This window comes from Ferrovibrio sp., assembly GCF_046297895.1.
GTDB lineage: Bacteria > Pseudomonadota > Alphaproteobacteria > Ferrovibrionales > Ferrovibrionaceae > Ferrovibrio.
This window is the reverse complement of record NZ_JBKBHC010000002.1, coordinates 86,454-102,951: the sequence shown is the minus strand read 5'-3', so window position 1 is coordinate 102,951 and position 16,498 is coordinate 86,454. Positions and strand designations below refer to the sequence as shown.

The 16,498-nt window shown below is 65.9% G+C and carries 12 protein-coding genes; 11 read left to right on the top strand and 1 reads right to left on the bottom strand.

Translation table 11 applies throughout. The annotated features are described in order from the left end of the window. Positions 1–75: 75 nt before the first annotated feature. The 11 genes from ACK4FK_RS03030 to ACK4FK_RS02980 all read left to right on the top strand — a co-directional run bounded on the left by ACK4FK_RS03030 (position 76) and on the right by ACK4FK_RS02980 (position 14,199). Positions 76–576: a GNAT family N-acetyltransferase gene (locus ACK4FK_RS03030; protein ID WP_409740923.1), complete on the top strand. Its 501-nt coding sequence runs from the start codon at positions 76–78 to the stop codon at positions 574–576. A gap of 235 nt (positions 577–811) precedes the next feature. Beyond that, positions 812–1,921, top strand: coding sequence for a TRAP transporter substrate-binding protein (locus ACK4FK_RS03025; protein ID WP_409740920.1), 1,110 nt, complete (start codon positions 812–814; stop codon positions 1,919–1,921). A 12-nt stretch (positions 1,922–1,933) separates the two neighbouring features. Further along, entirely contained in the window at positions 1,934–2,494 is a 561-nt protein-coding gene (locus ACK4FK_RS03020) for a TRAP transporter small permease subunit (protein ID WP_409740917.1), read from the top strand. Continuing rightward, the gene (locus ACK4FK_RS03015) at positions 2,481–3,806 is read left to right on the top strand and encodes a TRAP transporter large permease subunit (protein WP_409740915.1); all 1,326 of its coding nucleotides are present in this window, start codon (positions 2,481–2,483) and stop codon (positions 3,804–3,806) included. Before ACK4FK_RS03020 ends, ACK4FK_RS03015 begins: the two co-directional genes overlap by 14 nt. 66 nt (positions 3,807–3,872) lie before the next feature. Further along, on the top strand, positions 3,873–5,462 hold the full coding sequence (locus ACK4FK_RS03010; protein ID WP_409740912.1) for a gamma-glutamyltransferase family protein: 1,590 nt from the start codon (positions 3,873–3,875) through the stop codon (positions 5,460–5,462). A 131-nt stretch (positions 5,463–5,593) separates the two neighbouring features. Continuing rightward, entirely contained in the window at positions 5,594–8,923 is a 3,330-nt protein-coding gene (locus tag ACK4FK_RS03005; protein WP_409740911.1) for a DUF2126 domain-containing protein, read from the top strand. 22 nt (positions 8,924–8,945) lie between these two features. After that, a complete protein-coding gene (locus ACK4FK_RS03000; RefSeq protein WP_409740908.1) occupies positions 8,946–11,519 on the top strand; it encodes a circularly permuted type 2 ATP-grasp protein in 2,574 nt (857 codons plus the stop codon). A gap of 10 nt (positions 11,520–11,529) precedes the next feature. Further along, a complete protein-coding gene (locus tag ACK4FK_RS02995) occupies positions 11,530–12,414 on the top strand; it encodes a transglutaminase domain-containing protein (protein WP_409740906.1) in 885 nt (294 codons plus the stop codon). Positions 12,415–12,473: 59 nt separating this feature from the next. Beyond that, positions 12,474–12,803: a hypothetical protein gene (locus ACK4FK_RS02990; RefSeq protein ID WP_409740903.1), complete on the top strand. Its 330-nt coding sequence runs from the start codon at positions 12,474–12,476 to the stop codon at positions 12,801–12,803. Further along, positions 12,796–13,221, top strand: a complete 426-nt coding sequence (locus ACK4FK_RS02985; RefSeq protein WP_409740902.1) for a DUF3429 domain-containing protein — start codon at positions 12,796–12,798, stop codon at positions 13,219–13,221. The genes ACK4FK_RS02990 and ACK4FK_RS02985 overlap by 8 nt, the downstream gene beginning before the upstream one ends. 369 nt (positions 13,222–13,590) lie before the next feature. Continuing rightward, positions 13,591–14,199: a glutathione S-transferase gene (locus ACK4FK_RS02980; RefSeq protein WP_409740899.1), complete on the top strand. Its 609-nt coding sequence runs from the start codon at positions 13,591–13,593 to the stop codon at positions 14,197–14,199. A 19-nt stretch (positions 14,200–14,218) separates the two neighbouring features. Here the strand turns inward: ACK4FK_RS02980 and ACK4FK_RS02975 are convergent, their stop codons facing one another. Beyond that, positions 14,219–16,267, bottom strand: a complete 2,049-nt coding sequence (locus ACK4FK_RS02975) for an elongation factor G (RefSeq protein ID WP_409740896.1) — start codon at positions 16,265–16,267, stop codon at positions 14,219–14,221. Positions 16,268–16,498: the final 231 nt, after the last annotated feature.

The window sequence follows — 16,498 nt, the reverse complement described above, 5'->3', positions numbered from 1 at the left end:
GCGATCCAGACAAAACAATAAGGCGGCATCGCGGCGGCTTGACCGCTCCGTTCACGGATTCCTACCCTCGCATCCATGCCGCTGCCCGAAGATATAGTACTCGCGCCGTATCGTCCCAACGACGCCGACGCCGTCCGCACCCTGCATGCGCTGGCCTTCCGCCGGCTTGCTGCCGGCCATCACACGCCGGCGCAGATCGCGGCCCACGAAGCCCTGATCGCCGCCCCCGATTATGCAGATGATCTTGCGCGGTCGCATCTTGTCCTGGCGCGCCATGCCGCCGACGGCCTGGTCGCCACCGCCGGCTGGCTGGAATTTCCCGACCGGCCGCATACGGCACGCATCCGCAAAGTCTTCGTGCATCCCGGCTGGGCGCGGCGCGGCCTGGCCAGTGCGCTGGTGCGCGCCGCCGAGGCCGCGGCAATGCAGGCCGGCTATACGCACCTGTATGTGCGCGCCAACATCAACGCGGTGCCGCTGTACGAACGGCTTGGTTATGTGGCCGAAACCGCGGGCGTGATGCCGGCGGCGGGCGAAGAGCTGCCGGTCGTCTACATGTCGCGCCGCGCTTTCTAGACCGCAAGTCTGCCATCGAAATCGGCATTCCCAAGGCATTGCGCTGCCGCTTAACGCGGCATTGCTCAAGGACCGCATGTCTGTGCAGCAGCGGATTGGTTCGCGTTTGCGGAAGGAGGGATCGGCAAAACAAGGCTGTACCAATTTATGCGGCGCCGCGCCGCGATGGCATATCGATTGCATACACGGTCAGGTCATTCCCGGACCTTCCATGCAGCAACAAAAGAGGCATGCCATGAAACGCCGTTCCTTCGTGAAAGCCGGTCTGCTCGGCGGCGCTGCCGCAGCCGCCACCTTCGCCAAGCCCAACATCGCCACGGCGCAGGGCAAGACCTTTCAGTGGAAGATGACCAATGCCTATGGTCCCGGTTCGCCCTTCTATGTGGCGGGCCCGGGCAGCCCGACCGATTTCTGCGAGATGGTGAAGAAGATGTCGGGCGGGCGGCTGGTGATCCAGCATTTCGCCGCCGGCGAACTGATCCCGGCCCTGGAAGGCTTCGATGCCGTGTCGAAGGGCATCGTCGAGATGAATGCCGCCAACAGCTATTTCTGGGCCGGCAAGATTCCCGCTGCGCAGTATTTCACCACCGTGCCTTTCGGCCTGAATTTCCAGGGCATGACGGCCTGGATCTATCACGGCGGCGGCCAGAAGCTGTGGGAAGAGCTGTATGCGCCCTTCGACCTAGTACCGATGGCGATGGGCAATACCGGCGTGCAGATGACCGGCTGGTACCGCAAGCCGATCACGGGCCTCGATGACTACAAGGGCCTGAAGATGCGCATACCCGGCCTGGCCGGCAAGGTTTACGCCACGCTGGGCGTCGACGTGAAACTGCTGCCGGGCGGCGAGATTTTCCCGGCGCTGGAGCGCGGCGTGATCGACGCGGCCGAATTCGTCGGACCCTATCAGGATCGCCGCCTCGGCCTACAGAAGGCGGCGAAATACTACTACACCACCGGGTGGCATGAGCCTTCCAACGTCACCGAGCTGATCGTCAACAAGAAAGCCTGGGAATCCCTTCCCGGCGATCTGCAGGAAATCGTGCGTGCCGCCGCTGCGGCCTGCAACGCCATCAGCCATACCTGGTGCGAGGCCACAAATGCCGAAGCGCTGGACGATCTTGTGAAGAACCATGGCGTGATCGCCCAGCCGCTGCCGCCGCAGGTGGTGGCCAAGCTGAAGGAGGCGACCGAGGCCGTGCTGAACGACGGCGCTGCCAAGGATCCCGCAATGAAGAAAGTTCACGATGCCTTCATGGCCTTCAAGGCGAACCACGACAAATGGGCCGGCATTTCGGAATCGGTGTATCAGACCCAGATTCGCGGTCAGATGAGCAAGGCGTAACCGGCCTCCATCATGCTGGCGTCCCGTCTTGAGTTCGGTGCCCGCATGCTCGATCTCATGGTCGAGCATGCGGGGCGCCTCGCGTCCTGGACCGGCTTTGCGCTGGTCTGTGTCATGGCCTTCAACGTCCTGCTGCGTTACCTGTTCCATACCGGATCGGTGGCGATGCAGGAGCTGGAATGGCACCTCATGGCGCCGGTTTCGCTGCTGTGCATAGCCTATGCGATCAAGCATGAAGGCCATGTGCGGGTCGATATCCTCTATGGGCGTTTCCCGCCGCGACTGAAGCAGGCGCTCGAGGTCGTATCCTGCCTGGCCGCCGTGACCTTCTCGATCATTATCATCAAGCTGTCCTGGGGCTATGTGATGCAGTCCTACCTGATCAGCGAGAAGTCGCCCGATCCCGGCGGGCTGCCATATCGTTTCATTCTCAAGGCGATGATCCCGCTTGGCTTCCTGCTGCTGCTGATCCAGAGCCTGGCAGCCACCCTGCGTGCCCTGATCCCCTTCTTCGGTGGCGGCGTTTCACCCGAATCCCAACCTGACCGGCCGTTCGAACATGCCGCTGAATGAAATCCTGGCGCTGTCCTGCATCGCCTCCTTCTTCGTCCTGCTCGCGCTTGGCATTCCGGTTGCGCTCACGCTGGCCATCAGCGGGTTCTTCTTCGGCTGGATCGGATTCGGGCCGCTGCTGTTCAATCTGCTGCCGGCGCGCATCTTCGGCGTCACCGCCAATTACACGCTGATCGCCATACCGCTATTCGTCTTCATGGGCATGATGCTGGAAAAATCCCGCATCGCCGACGAACTGATGGAAGTGATCGGTCATCTCTCCGGCGGGCTGCGCGGCGGCATGGGCATCGGCATCGTCCTGGTCGGCGTGCTGATGGGGGCTACCACCGGCATCGTCGGCGCCACCATCGTGACTCTGGGACTGCTCACCCTGCCCACGCTGCTGCGGCGCGGCTATGACAAGAGCATCGCCTGCGGCACCATCTGTGCATCGGGCACGCTGGGCCAGATCATCCCGCCCAGCACGCTGATCATCCTGCTCGCCGACATTCTGGGCCAGTCGGTCGGCACGCTGTTCGCCGCCGCGCTTATTCCCGGCATGATGCTTGCCGGCATTTTCTGCATCTTCCTGCTGCTGCTCGGCATGTTCAAACCCGAGCTCGTGCCGCCGATTCCGCAGGAAGAGCGCTTTGCCATGAGCCGGCAGGACTTGCTGCGCAAAGTGCTTAAGGTCGGCCTGCCTCCGATCGCTCTGGTGCTGGCCGTGCTGGGCTCGATCATCGGCGGCATCGCCGCACCCACCGAGGCGGCCTCGATGGGCGCGCTGGGCTCCATTGTCGTGGCCGGCATCGCTGGTCGGCTCAACTGGAACATGCTGAAGGAAACCGTCTACGCCACCGGGCGCATTACGGCTTCGATGATGTTCATCCTGATCTGCGCCCAGGTTTTTGCGCTGGCCTTTCGCGGCCTGCAGGGCGAGCAACTGGTGCATGACTTCTTCAAGCTGGTTCCCGGCGGCATCGAGGGCGTGCTGTGGTTCATGATGATCCTGATCTTCATCCTCGGCTTCTTCATCGAATGGATCGAGATCAGCTACATCGTCGTGCCGCTGTTCCTGCCCGTGCTGCAGGCGGCGAATGTCGACCTCGTGTGGGTCGCCACCCTGATCGCGCTCAACATGCAGACGTCGTTCCTCACGCCGCCATTCGGCTGGGCCCTGTTCTACCTGCGCGGCGTGGCGCCGCCGCAGGTGACCACCATGGATATCTACAAGGGCGTGGTGCCGTTCATCGCCTTGCAGATACTGGCTGTGGTGATCCTGTTCTACACGCCCGGCATCGCCACATGGCTGCCGCGCGCCATCGGTTGGTGAAGGGCGGCTGGTGAAGCGGGGGCGGTGGGGCTGGTGCGGCTGCGGGCCTTGTCGTAGAAAGCCGGCATGCTGAACACACCGCGCGCCCGCCGGGGCATGGTCACCGCTCCCCATCATCTGGCTGCCGAGGCCGGGCTTGCCGTGCTGCGCGAAGGCGGCAATGCCATCGAGGCCACCGTGGCGATGGCTGCCTGCCTCACCGTGGTCTATCCGCATATGACCGGCATCGGCGGCGACGGCTTCTGGCTGATCGGGCTGCCGGGCGGCGATGTGGCGGCTGTCGAGGCCTGCGGCCGTGCGGCGGCAAAGGCGACGCCGGATCTGTATAAGGCCCAGGGCCTCGGCGGCATACCCTGGCGCGGCCCGCTGGCGGCCAACACCGTGGCCGCGACAGTCAGCGGCTGGGGCGAGGCGCTCAAGCTCAGTGCCAGTCTGGGCGGCAAGCTGCCGCTCTCCCGTCTGGTGCAGGATGCCGTCTGGCATGCCGAAAACGGCTTCGCGGTAACGCTGAGCCAGCACGACCTCACTCGCGAGAAGCTGCCCGAGCTGAAGGATGTGCCCGGCTTTGCCGCGCGCTTCCTGTCACAAGGAATGCCGCCAGCCGAACGCAGCGTGATGAGGCTGCCGGCCCTGGGCGCCACGCTGAAGGCGATCGGCGCGAAGGGCACGGAGGATTTTTATCGCGGCGAACTGGCCCGGCGCATCGCCGCCGATCTCGCCCGTATCGGCAGCCCGGTCTCGGCCGAGGATCTGGCCCGCCACCAGGCCCGCTGCGTCGCGCCGCTCAGCGTCAATACCGCGCAGGCGAAGCTCTTCAACTTCCCGCCGCCCACGCAGGGTCTGGCCTCGCTGATGATCCTGGCGCTGTTCGACCGCCTCGACGTGCGTGCGGCGGAAGGTTTCGACCACGTCCATGGCCTGGTCGAAGCCACCAAACAGGCTTTCATCGTGCGCGACCGTATCGTCGGCGATCCGGATGCGATGCCCGAGGCGCCGGAGAAATATCTCGAAGCGGCAACGCTCGACGCACTGGCGGCAAAGATCGATCGCAAATGTGCTCTACCCTGGCCGCAACCGGCTTCGGCGGGGGATACCACCTGGATGGGCGCCATCGACGGCAACGGCATCGCGGTCAGCTTCATCCAGTCGATCTATTTCGAATTCGGCTCGGGCTGCGTGCTGGAGGAAACCGGCATCAACTGGCAGAACCGCGGTTCCAGCTTTCTGCTCGACGGGAACACCCCGCGCAAGCTCGTCCCGGGCCGCATGCCTTTCCACACGCTCAATCCCGCACTGGCGCGTTTTACCGATGGCCGCGTGATGGTCTATGGCACCATGGGTGGCGAGGGCCAGCCGCAGACGCAATCCGCGCTCTTCACGCGGTATGCCATGTTCGGCCAGGGCCTGCAGCAGGCGATCACCGCGCCGCGCTGGCTGCTGGGCAAGACCTGGGGCGAAAACAGCGTGACGCTGAAACTGGAAAACCGGTTTGATCCGGCGCTGGTGGCCGCCCTGAAGGCCGCCGGCCACGATGTGGAAATCCTGCCGCCTTTCACCGGCACCATGGGCCATGCCGGCGCCATCGTGCAGTATGCGGATGGCGTGCTGGAAGGCGCCACCGATCCGCGCAGCGACGGCGCCGCGGCAGGATTCTGAGCCGTTCTGCCTAAAATTCCACCGCTGCGGTCCGGCTTTGGGCAACAAGGTTGTCGCATCGGCGGTTTAGGCTGGACAGCAGGCCGGCATACCGATTGCATCGTGCCGGTAGGAAACCGCCGGGATCGAGCATGAGCATTCAGGTCGCGCTGCACCATCGCACCACCTATCGTTACGACAGGCTGATCAGTCTTGGGCCGCAGACCGTGCGCCTGCGCCCCGCCCCGCATAGCCGTACGCCGATCCTGAGTTACTCGCTGAAGATCCAGCCGAAGGACCATTTCATCAACTGGCAACAGGACCCGCAGGGCAATTACCTCGCCCGGCTGGTGTTTCCCGAACGCACCGATCTGTTCGAGGTGGTGGTCGATCTGGTCGCCGACATGGCGGTGATCAACCCCTTCGATTTCTTCCTCGAACCCGACGCCGAGCATTTCCCCTTCGACTACGATCCGGGCCTGGAGCAGGAGCTGGCGCCGTTCCAGCGCGTCGATCCGCCCGGCCGCCTGCTCAGTCAGTGGCTGGCCAGCGTGCCGCGCGACAAGGCACGGACCGTCGATTTCCTCGTCGGTCTCAACCGGCGCCTGAGCGAGGAGATCAAATATCTCATCCGCCTGGAACCGGGCGTGCAGAGCGCGGAAGAAACGCTGCAGCGCAAAAGCGGTTCCTGCCGCGATACATCCTGGCTGCTGGTGCAGGCCCTGCGGCATCTGGGCTTTGCCACGCGCTTCGTCTCGGGCTACCTGATCCAGCTCGTGGCCGATATCAAGCCGCTGGACGGACCCGAAGGTCCGGCCGCCGATTTCACCGACCTGCATGCCTGGGTCGAGGTCTATCTGCCCGGCGCGGGCTGGATCGGGCTGGACCCCACCTCGGGCCTGATGGCGGGCGAAGGCCATATCCCGCTTGCCGCCACGCCCGAGCCGCAATCGGCGGCACCGATCAGCGGCGCACTGGAAAAGGCCGAGGTGGATTTTTCCTACGAGATGAAGGTCACGCGCTTCCATGAGACGCCGCGCGTCACCAAGCCGATCTCGGACGAGAACTGGCAGAAGATGCTCAGCCTCGGCGATGCAGTAGATGCCAGGCTGCAGGGCGGCGATGTGCGGTTGACCATGGGCGGCGAGCCGACCTTCGTTTCCATCGACGACATGGACGGCGCCGAGTGGAACACGGCGGCGCTGGGTCCGAACAAGCGCCTGCTGGCCGGCCGGCTGCTGCGTCGTCTGGCGGATCGGTTCGCGGTCTCGCCGCTGCTGCATTACGGTCAGGGCAAATGGTATCCGGGCGAGCAACTGCCGCGCTGGGCGCTGTCGTGTCACTGGCGTCGCGACGGCGAGCCGGTCTGGCGCGACCGCGCGTTGCTGGCGGCTGACGAAGACGCTGGCGACGGCGCCACCTCACAGGATGCCGACATCTTCGCCGCCGCGCTGGCCGAACGGCTGCAGCTCGATCCGGCCTATCGCATCCCGGGTTATGAAGACCTTTGGTATTATCTGTGGCGCGAACGCCGCCTGCCGGTGAATGTCGATCCGTTCCAGTCGCATCTGGACGACCCGGAAGAGCGCGCGCGGCTGGCGCGCATCTTCGAACAGGGGCTCGACAGGGTGGTGGGATATGCCCTGCCGCTGCAGCGCGAGGGCCTCAATGGATCGAAACGCTGGCGCTCGGGACCATGGCTCTTCCGGCCGCAGACCATGTATCTGCTGCCTGGCGACTCTCCGATGGGATTTCGCCTGCCGCTCGACTCCCTGCCTTGGGTGGTTGCGGCGGATTATCCCTATCAGTATGCCCCCGACACCATGACAGACCAGCCGCCGCTGCCGCCGCACGAGCGGTTCCGCCAGGCGCATCATGTCATCGCCGACCGCATGCAGGCCTGGGCGCGCGGGCAGACTTACGCGACGCTGCCGCGCCAGCAGCAGCCCTTGCCAGCCAACCAGCAGTCGGATGCCTCTGTGGTGCGCACCGCCATGTGCATCGAGCCGCGCGGCGGCCTGCTGCATGTCTTCATGCCGCCCCTGGAGCAGGCCGAGGATTATCTCGACCTCGTCACCGCCATCGAGGACACGGCGGCGATGCTGGGCCGCAAGGTGGTGGTGGAGGGTTATCTGCCGCCACGCGATGCGCGGCTGCTGCATTTCAGCGTCACCCCCGATCCCGGCGTGATCGAGGTCAACATCCATCCCTCGGCAAGCTGGAGCGAGCTGGCCGAACGCACAACAGTGCTCTACGACGAGGCGCGGCAGACCCGGCTCGGCACCGAGAAATTCATGCTCGACGGTCGCCATGTCGGCACCGGGGGCGGCAATCATGTCGTCATGGGTGGCGCCACGCCATCCGACAGCCCCTTCCTGCGCCGGCCCGATCTGCTGCGCAGTCTGGTCGGCTACTGGCAGAACCATCCCTCGCTGTCCTATCTGTTCTCCGGCCTCTTCATCGGACCGACCTCGCAGCATCCGCGCGTGGACGAGGGCCGCGACGATGCGCTGATCAATCTGGAAATTGCCTTCGAGCAGGTGGCGAAAAATCCGAACCCGCCGCTATGGCTGGTCGACCGCATCTTCCGCAACGTGCTGGTCGACATCACCGGCAATACCCATCGCACCGAATTCTGCATCGACAAGCTCTATTCGCCCGACGGCCCCACCGGCCGGCTTGGCTTGGTCGAATTGCGCGCCTTCGAGATGCCGCCGGACGCGCGCATGAGCCTGGCGCAGCAGTTGCTGCTGCGCGGCCTGATCGCCGCCTTCTGGGATCGCCCCTATGCGCGCAGGCCGGTGCGCTGGGGCACGCGCCTGCATGACGAATTCCTGCTGCCGCATTTCTGCCTGCAGGATTTCAACGACGTGCTGGAAGACCTGAACGAGCGCGGCCTTGCCTTCGATCCCGAATGGTTTGCCGCCCATGCCGAATTCCGCTTTCCGAAGATCGGCGGGATTGCGGCCCGCGGCATCGAACTGGAACTGCGCCATGCGCTGGAGCCCTGGCATGTGCTGGGCGAGGAGGTGGCCGGCGGCGGCACGGTGCGGTTCGTCGATTCATCCGTCGAGCGCATGCAGGTGAAGGTGAAGGGCCTGATCGATGACCGGCATGTGGTGGCGGTGAATGGCCGCGCGCTCCCCCTGCGCGCCACCGGGGTGCCGGGCGAATACGTCGCCGGTCTGCGCTACAAGGCCTGGGCACCGCCCAGCGCCATGCACCCCACCATCGGCGTGCATACGCCGCTGACCTTCGACCTGTTCGACGGCTGGAATGGCCGCTCGCTCGGTGGCTGCAGCTACCATGTGGCTCATCCCGGCGGGCGCAACTACGACACCTTCCCGGTGAACGGCAACGAGGCCGAGGCACGCCGGCGTGCGCGCTTCTTCGCCATCGGCCATACGCCTGGCCCGATGCCACCGCCGCCGCTGGGGCTGCCGCGCGAACAGCCGCTTACCCTCGATCTGCGAACCGGGTAAACTCGCGTCCGATTCGGACGGGATGATGAATTCGCCCCTGCAGGCCAAGCTTTCCCCCACCGCGACGCCGGCCTCGCCCGCGCCGGGGGAAGCCTATGACGAGATGGTCACCGGCCAGGGCGTGATCCGTGCGCACTGGCAGCCGCTGCTGGCGACGTTGAGCGAACTCGGCGCCGCCGGCCTGGCCGAGCGCGCCGAACGCGGCCGCCAGTATCTGGAAGACGAGGGCGTCACCTACAATCTGTATGAACTGCCGGGCAGCCCGGGGCCCAGCGGCGCGGCCATCGCGCCGCCTCTGCCGGAACAGCGGCCCTGGCGCCTTGATCCGGTGCCGGTGCTGCTCTCGGCAGAGGAATGGGCCGGCATCGAAGCCGGCCTGATCCAGCGCGCCCGCCTGCTCGATGCCCTGCTGCGCGATCTCTACGGGCCGATGCAGCTTTTGCTGCAGCATCGCCTGCCGCCGGCATTGGTCTATGGCCACCGCGATTTCCTGCGCGCCGCGCGCCGTACCGATGGCAAGGCGCAGGGCAGGATGCTGCAGCATTACGCCGCCGAACTGGTGCGCGGACCCGATGGCATCTGGCGCGTGATCGCCGACCGCACGCAGGCGCCGGCCGGCGCCGGCTATGCCTTGCAGAACCGCCGCGTGATGTCGCGCCTGCTTGGTCAGGCTTTGCGGCAATGCCGGGTGCGGCCGCTGAATGCCTATTTCGAATACTGGCAGGCCGATCTGGCCGCCCGCGCGCCGCAGCAGTCGGACAACCCCCGCGTCGTGCTGCTCACGCCCGGTCCCTACAACGAGGCCTATTTCGAGCATATCTATCTGGCGCGCGAACTGGGCGCCACGCTGGTGGAAGGCGCCGACCTCACCATGCGGGATGGCCGCATATTCATCAAGACGCTGGCCGGGCTGGAACCGGTCGATGTGATCCTGCGCCGGCTGGATGGCGAATGGTGTGACCCCCTGGAGCTGCGCGCCGATTCAACATTGGGCGTGGTTGGCCTGATGCAGGCCGTGCGCGATGATCAGGTCTATGTCAGCAATGCCGTCGGCAGCGGCCTGGCCGGCGCTCCGGCCCTGCAGGCCTTCCTTCCCGGCCTGAGCGAGCATCTGCTGGGCGATGGCTTGGCGCTGCCATCGATTGCCTCCTGGTGGTGCGGCCAGGCCTATGCGCTGAAGGAAGTGGAGGCGCGTTTCGACGATCTGGTGGTGCGCAGCGCCCACGGCCTGAATGACCGCCCCGTGGTGGTTGCCAGTCTGCCCGAGACCGAGCGTGCCAGTTTCCTGGCGCAGATCAAGGCGCGCCCCGGCGACTACGTGGCGCAGGAGCGCATCATGCCGTCCGTCTCGCCCGGCCTGGGCGAGAAGGGACTGGAGCCGCAGCCCATCCTGCTCCGCGTGCAGGTGGTGGCCGATGGCGAGGATTACGTGGTGATGCCGGGCGGGCTCGCCCGCGTGCCCAGCAGCAACGATCCTTTTGCCGCCACATTGCAGCGGGGCGGCATCAACAAGGATGTCTGGGTGGTGGCGAAGGATCAGGGCCCCACCGTGATCCGTGGCGCGGCAACGCGCCAGCGGCTGGCGCTGCGCCGCTCCTCGGGCACGCTGCAGAGCCGCGTGGCCGACGACCTCTACTGGCTTGGCCGCAGCGTCGAGCGGATGGACGGCGGCGCACGTCTGCTGCGCGCCGTGCTGTCGCGTGTGGTCGGCGATTTCTCCTCGGCCCGCGACATGGTCGAGATGGCGGTGCTGGCGCGCGCCATGGTGCGCTGTGGTTTGTTGGACCAGAAAGCCGCTGCCGCGTCGCCGGATTCGGCTTTGTTCGTGGGCAGCATCACGCGCGCCTGCACGCCCAGCCAGCTTCTGGGGCAGACCGTCGACGGCATCGAGCGGCTGGCGGCCGTGTCGCGCCACCGCTTCTCGGCGGATATGTGGCGCATGCTCAATCATCTGCTGGGCGAATTGCGCATCAGCCAGCCTGCGGCGGCCGGCGACGCCGACGCCATGCTGGAATTCTGCGACCAGATGATCCGCGCCACGGCGGCGATCGCCGGCATGCTGGCCGAGCATATGACGCGCGGCTCGGGCTGGCGCTTTCTCGATTTCGGCCGCCGGCTGGAACGCGGCATCTTCATCACCCGCAGCGTCTCCGCCGCCACCACCGTGCTGGGCCAGAACAGCGAATCCGCATTCCGTGTCGCGCTGGAGGTCAGCGATTCCACACTCACCTACCGCCGTCGCTACCGCGCCGCCCTGCAGGCCGCGGCGGTGTTCGACCTTCTGCTGCTGGACGGCAGCAATCCCCATGCCCTGGCATTCCAGTTGCAGACCATGGCGCAGCATCTCGATGCCTTGCCCAATCCCGACGCACCGCCGCGAGGCGCCGATTGCCTGGCGCTGGCCAAGCCGTTCGCCGATCTGGTCGCGCTGTTCGATCGGGATGAAATTCCGCGCGAGGACATGATCCAGCTCAGCACGCGCCTGCGCGGCAGTTTGGATGCCGCCTGCGACGCATTGATGGATGTATCGGACCAGCTCTCGCGCAGCTACTTCAGCCATGTGCAGGTGGCGCGCGCCTTCGGGTTCGGCTCATGATGGGGTCGCAATGAAATACCGGCTGCGCCATACCACCTCCTACAGCTATTCCTGGGCGGTCGACATTTCGCATCACCTGCTGCATCTGTCGCTGCCGGAATTGCCGCGCCAGCGGGTGAAGTCCTGCATCGTCACCACCAATCCCAATGCGGGCCGGATCGCGGCGCAGATCGACCATTTCGGCAACCGCGTCGCCAATCTCACCATTGATGCGCCGCATACCCGCTTCGATGTGGAGCTGCGGGCCGAAGTCGAGGTCGATCCCTGGCAGCCGCCCGATGCGAAAGCCACGCCGGCCTGGGAGGCCGTGCGCGAGATGCTGTGTGGCGATGGCTTCCCCGAACCGGTGCGCGAAAGCGAATTCGTGCATGATTCCCCGATGGCCCAGGCCAGCGACGAGGCACTGGCCTATGCCCAGGCCAGCTTCCCGCCCGCCCGCCCGATCCTGGAAGCGGTGACCGACCTCACCGATCGCATCTATCGCGATTTCCGCTACGATCCCGCCGCCACCGAAATCTTCACGCCGGTCGCGGCGGTGATGCAGAAGCGCGCCGGCGTCTGCCAGGATTTCGCCCATCTGCAGATCGCCATGTTGCGCGGCCTGGGCCTGGCCGCGCGCTATGTCTCGGGCTACATCCGCACGCTCAGGGCCGGCGATGAGGCAGAGGGCGGGCTGCGCGGGGCCGATGCGAGCCATGCCTGGATTTCCGTCTGGTGCGGGCCTGACCATGGCTGGGTCGACCTCGACCCGACCAACAACCTGATCTGCTCCGACGAACATGTGACCGCCGCCGTTGGCCGCGATTACGGCGATATCAGTCCGGTGCGCGGCGTGGTGCTGGGCGGCGGGCCGCATCGCGTCGGCGTTGCTGTCGAATTGCTGCCGCTAGGCTGATGCCCTGGCCGAAACGCCGGCGCGTGCCATCTTCTTTCCATCGTTTTCCGAGGAATGCCATGGCCACCCATCTGCCCTACACCGCCCGCACCAGCAGCGGCGACGTTTTCGAGATCAGCTTTCCACTGCATGCCGAAACCGGGTCTCCCATGCGCGTAGCCCAGTTGCTCACCGCCATCCTGGAAACGCTGGACCGCGAGATCGCGGTGCTGGGCGAGACCAGCAACGGCGATGTGCTGCAGGCGCTCAGCATGGCCAGCGCGATCCGCACGGCCATGATCCATGCTCCGCTGCCGGTCACCCAGCGGCTGGCGACGCAATTGCACGCCGCGGCGCTGCGCGCCATGGAAGCCGCCGAGCGCCAGGCCCCCCAGGCTGGCCATGCGTGAACGGATTCCGTCCCCCGCGCTATGGCTCGGCGCCGCCGGCGCTTTGCCCTTCATCGCCCTGGCCCTGGCGGTCCGCTTCGCGCCCGTGCCCGGCAACTTCGTGGCCGAAACCCTGCTCACCGGCTATGGGATCGCGATCCTGAGCTTCATGGGCGGCGTGCATTGGGGTCTGGCGATGCGCCACCATCGCCCGCACCAGTATGCCGCCAGCGTGGTGCCCGCGCTGTATGCCTGGCCGGCTTTGTGGCTGCCGGCGGAAACCGGATGGCTGTATCTGGCCGCCGGTTTCGTGCTGCTGCTGGGCTTCGATTTCTGGGCCGGCCTGCGCGGCTGGACTCCGTTCTGGTATGTACGGCTGCGCCCGCCGCTGACACTGGCGGCAGCCGGCAGCCTGCTTTTCGCCGCGCTGCTGGCCTGATCCGGTTACGGGCGGCCGGGCGCGCGGCGATCTGCCTTGCGGGTGGGCAGGTGCCGGCGGCATCGCCCGCTTCTTGCGCATCGAACCGGCCGAAAGACGCTATAACGGGCCGGAATCCGGGCGTGGATGCTGGCATGAAACCTGCTTTGTATTCGTCGGCATCCGATGCGGAGGCGCATCGGGCTGCGAGTATCCCCGGCCCTGGATCTCCCTCGGCCGGGTGGCGAGACGGACACTTGCGCCGGCCGTGCCGGGACTCCCCGGGCACTGCCGGCGCTCTTTTTCTTTTCCCTCAATGTCGCAATTGTCCGCATGGCGCCGTTGGCGCCCGGCCGCTAGTCTTTTGGCCATCGTCAACGAGGAAACCCCATGAAACTCTATTATTCCCCCACCTCGCCCTATGTGCGCAAAGTGGTCATCATGGCGCTGGAGACCGGACTGGATGCGAAGATCGAGCGTATTCCGGCCGCCACCACGCCGATAGCGCAGAACCCGGATGTGGCCAGAGCCAATCCGATCGCGAAGGTGCCCACGCTGGTGGCTGATGACGGCCTGCATCTCTTCGACAGCCGCGTGATCTGCGAATATCTCGACACGTTGCATGCGGGGAAGAAATTTTTCCCGGCCGATGCCTCGCGCTGGGCCGTGCTGCGCCAGCAGGCGCTGGGCGACGGCCTGCTCGATGCCGCCCTGCTGGTGCGCTACGAAGGCTTCCTGCGGCCGGAAGACAAGCGCTGGTCCGACTGGGCCGATGGCCAGATGAAGAAGGTGCTTGGCGCCATGGCCGAGATCGAGAAGCTCGCGCCGTCGTTCGGCGACCGCGTCGATATCGGCACCGTTTCGATCGCCTGCGCGCTGGGCTATCTCGATTTTCGTTTCGGCGACATGAACTGGCGGCAGAAATATCCGCAGACCGCGGCCTGGGCGGCGCGTTTCTTCGAGCGGCCTTCGGTGAAGGCCACGGTGCCGGTGGGCTGAGACGTGCGCCGCTAGGTGGCTAGGCCGCCAGCGCCCGGCGGCGATCCTCCACCACGCGGTCGGCCAGCTTGCCTGCCAGTTCCTGCAGATGGTCGAAGCGCGCGGTGAAGCCGCCGACGCCCAGCGTCATCGAGCGCAGCTCGACGGCCAGATCGTGCATCTCGGCTTCGGGCATGTAGCAGTCGATCTGGTCCCAGCCCGGCCAGTCCTCGCGCGCCGTGATGCCAAGGATCTGCCCGCGCCGCGATGACACGATGGCATGCACCTTCGCCGTGTATTCGTTCGGCACGGTAAAGGTGACCGACTGAATCGGTTCCAGCAGCACGGGAGCGCATTTCGGCAGGCCTTCGGCCATCGCCAACCCACCGGCGGTGCGGAAGGCCTGATCGGAGGAATCCACCGAATGGTATTGTCCATCGGTCAGCGTCACCGCAACATCCACCACGGGAAAACCGAGCGGCCCGCGCTGCAGCGCTTCCCGGATGCCGTCATCCACGGCGGGGATAAAGTTCTTCGGTATCGCCCCGCCGACAATGCGGTTGACGAAAGCATAGCCGGCGCCGCGCGGCTGCGGCGCGATCTCCACCTTGATGTCGGCGAACTGGCCATGGCCACCGGATTGCCGCTTGAAGCGGGCATGCTGGTGCGAGCCGTGGCGGATCGTCTCCTTGTAGGCGGTGAGCGGCGCGCTGCCATGTACGCCGACATTGAAACGCTGCCGCAGCTTGTCGAGGCTGAGTTTCAGGTGGATTTCGCCCTGGCCTCTCAGCAGCAGCTGTCCCGCCGTCTGTTCGATCACCAGGCTGGGATCCTCCTCCCGCAGCCTGGCCAGCGCGGCGGTCAGTTTCACCTCGTCCTTGCGCTCGCTGGTATGGAGCGCGATGGCGTGGACCGGCTGCGCCGGTTCCGGCCAATCGACGATGGCGCGGCCTTGGCCTTCGGCATTCAGGGTCTGGCCCGTCGCGATGTCGTCCAGCTTGCCCAGCCCCACGATGTCGCCGGCCTGCGCCTGCGCGGTCTTTTCGACATGATTGCCCATCACGCGGTACAGCCCGCCCAGCCGCTTGCTGCCCAGCATGGCATTCTCGGCGATGCCGCCGTGCCAGATGCGTGCCAGGCTCAGCTTGCCGGTATGGCTCTGATGCAGGGTCTTGAACACGGTCGCACTCAAGGCCCCGCCATCGGAATTCACGTCCAGCCGCGTGGCGGTGGCGTCATGATGGGGTGTCTCGTGGCGCAAGGCCTTCCACAGGCGCAGCACGCCGTTGTCGCGTTCGGCCGAACCGAAGAAGACCGGCACGATCAGATCGTTGGCGACGTCCTTGCGCAGCAGGGCGTAAATGTCCTTCGGCGCCGGGACGCGGTCCTCCAGCAACTGCTCCAGCAGGGCATCGTCGAAATCGGCGATCGTTTCCAGCAACTGCTGGCGCGCCTCGTTTTCGCGCGGGCGTATGTCGGCCGGCATTTCGATCAGGTCGGAAGGCTTGTGCTCGCCATAGCGATAGGCGCGCTCCGACACCAGATCGACATAGCCGGTAATCGCGTCATTCTCGCGGATCGGCACCTCGCGCAGCACCAGCGGCCGGCCGGAAACCTGCTGCAGGGCCGCCAGCAGGTCGCGCATGCGGGTATTGGTCCGGTCCAGTTTGTTGACGAACAGCAGATGCGGAATGCGCCGGGCGTCGAGGAATTTCAGCAAGGGCGCCAGCGTCACCGCGCGGGCCGGATCGGGCTCCACCACCACGATGGCAATATCGGCCACCATCAGCGTGCTGAAGGTTTCCTGCGCCAGTTCCACCGAACCGGGGCAGTCGAGCAGAACCCAGGGTTCGCCAAGGAACTCGCAATGCGCCAGGTTCGGCTCCACCGTCATCTGGCGGCTGCGCGCCTCGGCGGAAGCATCGCCCACGCTGGTGCCGGCCGCCACCGAGCCCTTGCGCTGGATCGCGCCGGCGGCGAACAGCAGGGCTTCCAGCAGGGTGGTCTTGCCGGCCGTATATGGACCGACCAATGCGGCGACTCTGGGGGCGGCGACCCTGGGATGGGAAGAGGAGGATGCATTCGGCATGACGGTCTCCCTGTCTGGCTCCGAATTGACTGGCGGCGTGCGATGACGCGCCAAGTCTGGCGGCTGCGACTGTGATGGGACCGGTTCTGCTGCCGGTCCTCGGGAACGCGGCACTCAACCCTCTGGCAGAGAGGATTCCACAAGCCCGGTGCCAGCGATAGGGATGATTTGGCCCACGATGCCGCACCTCTTGTTATTTTAGGATCTGCTAACACATACAGGAAAAGCCGC

What these genes read in the sequence shown, in the direction of transcription:
- ACK4FK_RS03030 (WP_409740923.1), top strand. Translation starts at nt 76, where the DNA reads ATGCCGCTGCCCGAAGATATAGTACTCGCGCCGTATCGTCCCAACGAC.
- ACK4FK_RS03025 (WP_409740920.1), top strand. Translation starts at nt 812, where the DNA reads ATGAAACGCCGTTCCTTCGTGAAAGCCGGTCTGCTCGGCGGCGCTGCC.
- ACK4FK_RS03020 (WP_409740917.1), top strand. Translation starts at nt 1,934, where the DNA reads ATGCTGGCGTCCCGTCTTGAGTTCGGTGCCCGCATGCTCGATCTCATG.
- ACK4FK_RS03015 (WP_409740915.1), top strand. Translation starts at nt 2,481, where the DNA reads ATGCCGCTGAATGAAATCCTGGCGCTGTCCTGCATCGCCTCCTTCTTC.
- ACK4FK_RS03010 (WP_409740912.1), top strand. Translation starts at nt 3,873, where the DNA reads ATGCTGAACACACCGCGCGCCCGCCGGGGCATGGTCACCGCTCCCCAT.
- ACK4FK_RS03005 (WP_409740911.1), top strand. Translation starts at nt 5,594, where the DNA reads ATGAGCATTCAGGTCGCGCTGCACCATCGCACCACCTATCGTTACGAC.
- ACK4FK_RS03000 (WP_409740908.1), top strand. Translation starts at nt 8,946, where the DNA reads ATGATGAATTCGCCCCTGCAGGCCAAGCTTTCCCCCACCGCGACGCCG.
- ACK4FK_RS02995 (WP_409740906.1), top strand. Translation starts at nt 11,530, where the DNA reads ATGAAATACCGGCTGCGCCATACCACCTCCTACAGCTATTCCTGGGCG.
- ACK4FK_RS02990 (WP_409740903.1), top strand. Translation starts at nt 12,474, where the DNA reads ATGGCCACCCATCTGCCCTACACCGCCCGCACCAGCAGCGGCGACGTT.
- ACK4FK_RS02985 (WP_409740902.1), top strand. Translation starts at nt 12,796, where the DNA reads ATGCGTGAACGGATTCCGTCCCCCGCGCTATGGCTCGGCGCCGCCGGC.
- ACK4FK_RS02980 (WP_409740899.1), top strand. Translation starts at nt 13,591, where the DNA reads ATGAAACTCTATTATTCCCCCACCTCGCCCTATGTGCGCAAAGTGGTC.
- ACK4FK_RS02975 (WP_409740896.1), bottom strand. Translation starts at nt 16,267, where the DNA reads ATGCCGAATGCATCCTCCTCTTCCCATCCCAGGGTCGCCGCCCCCAGA.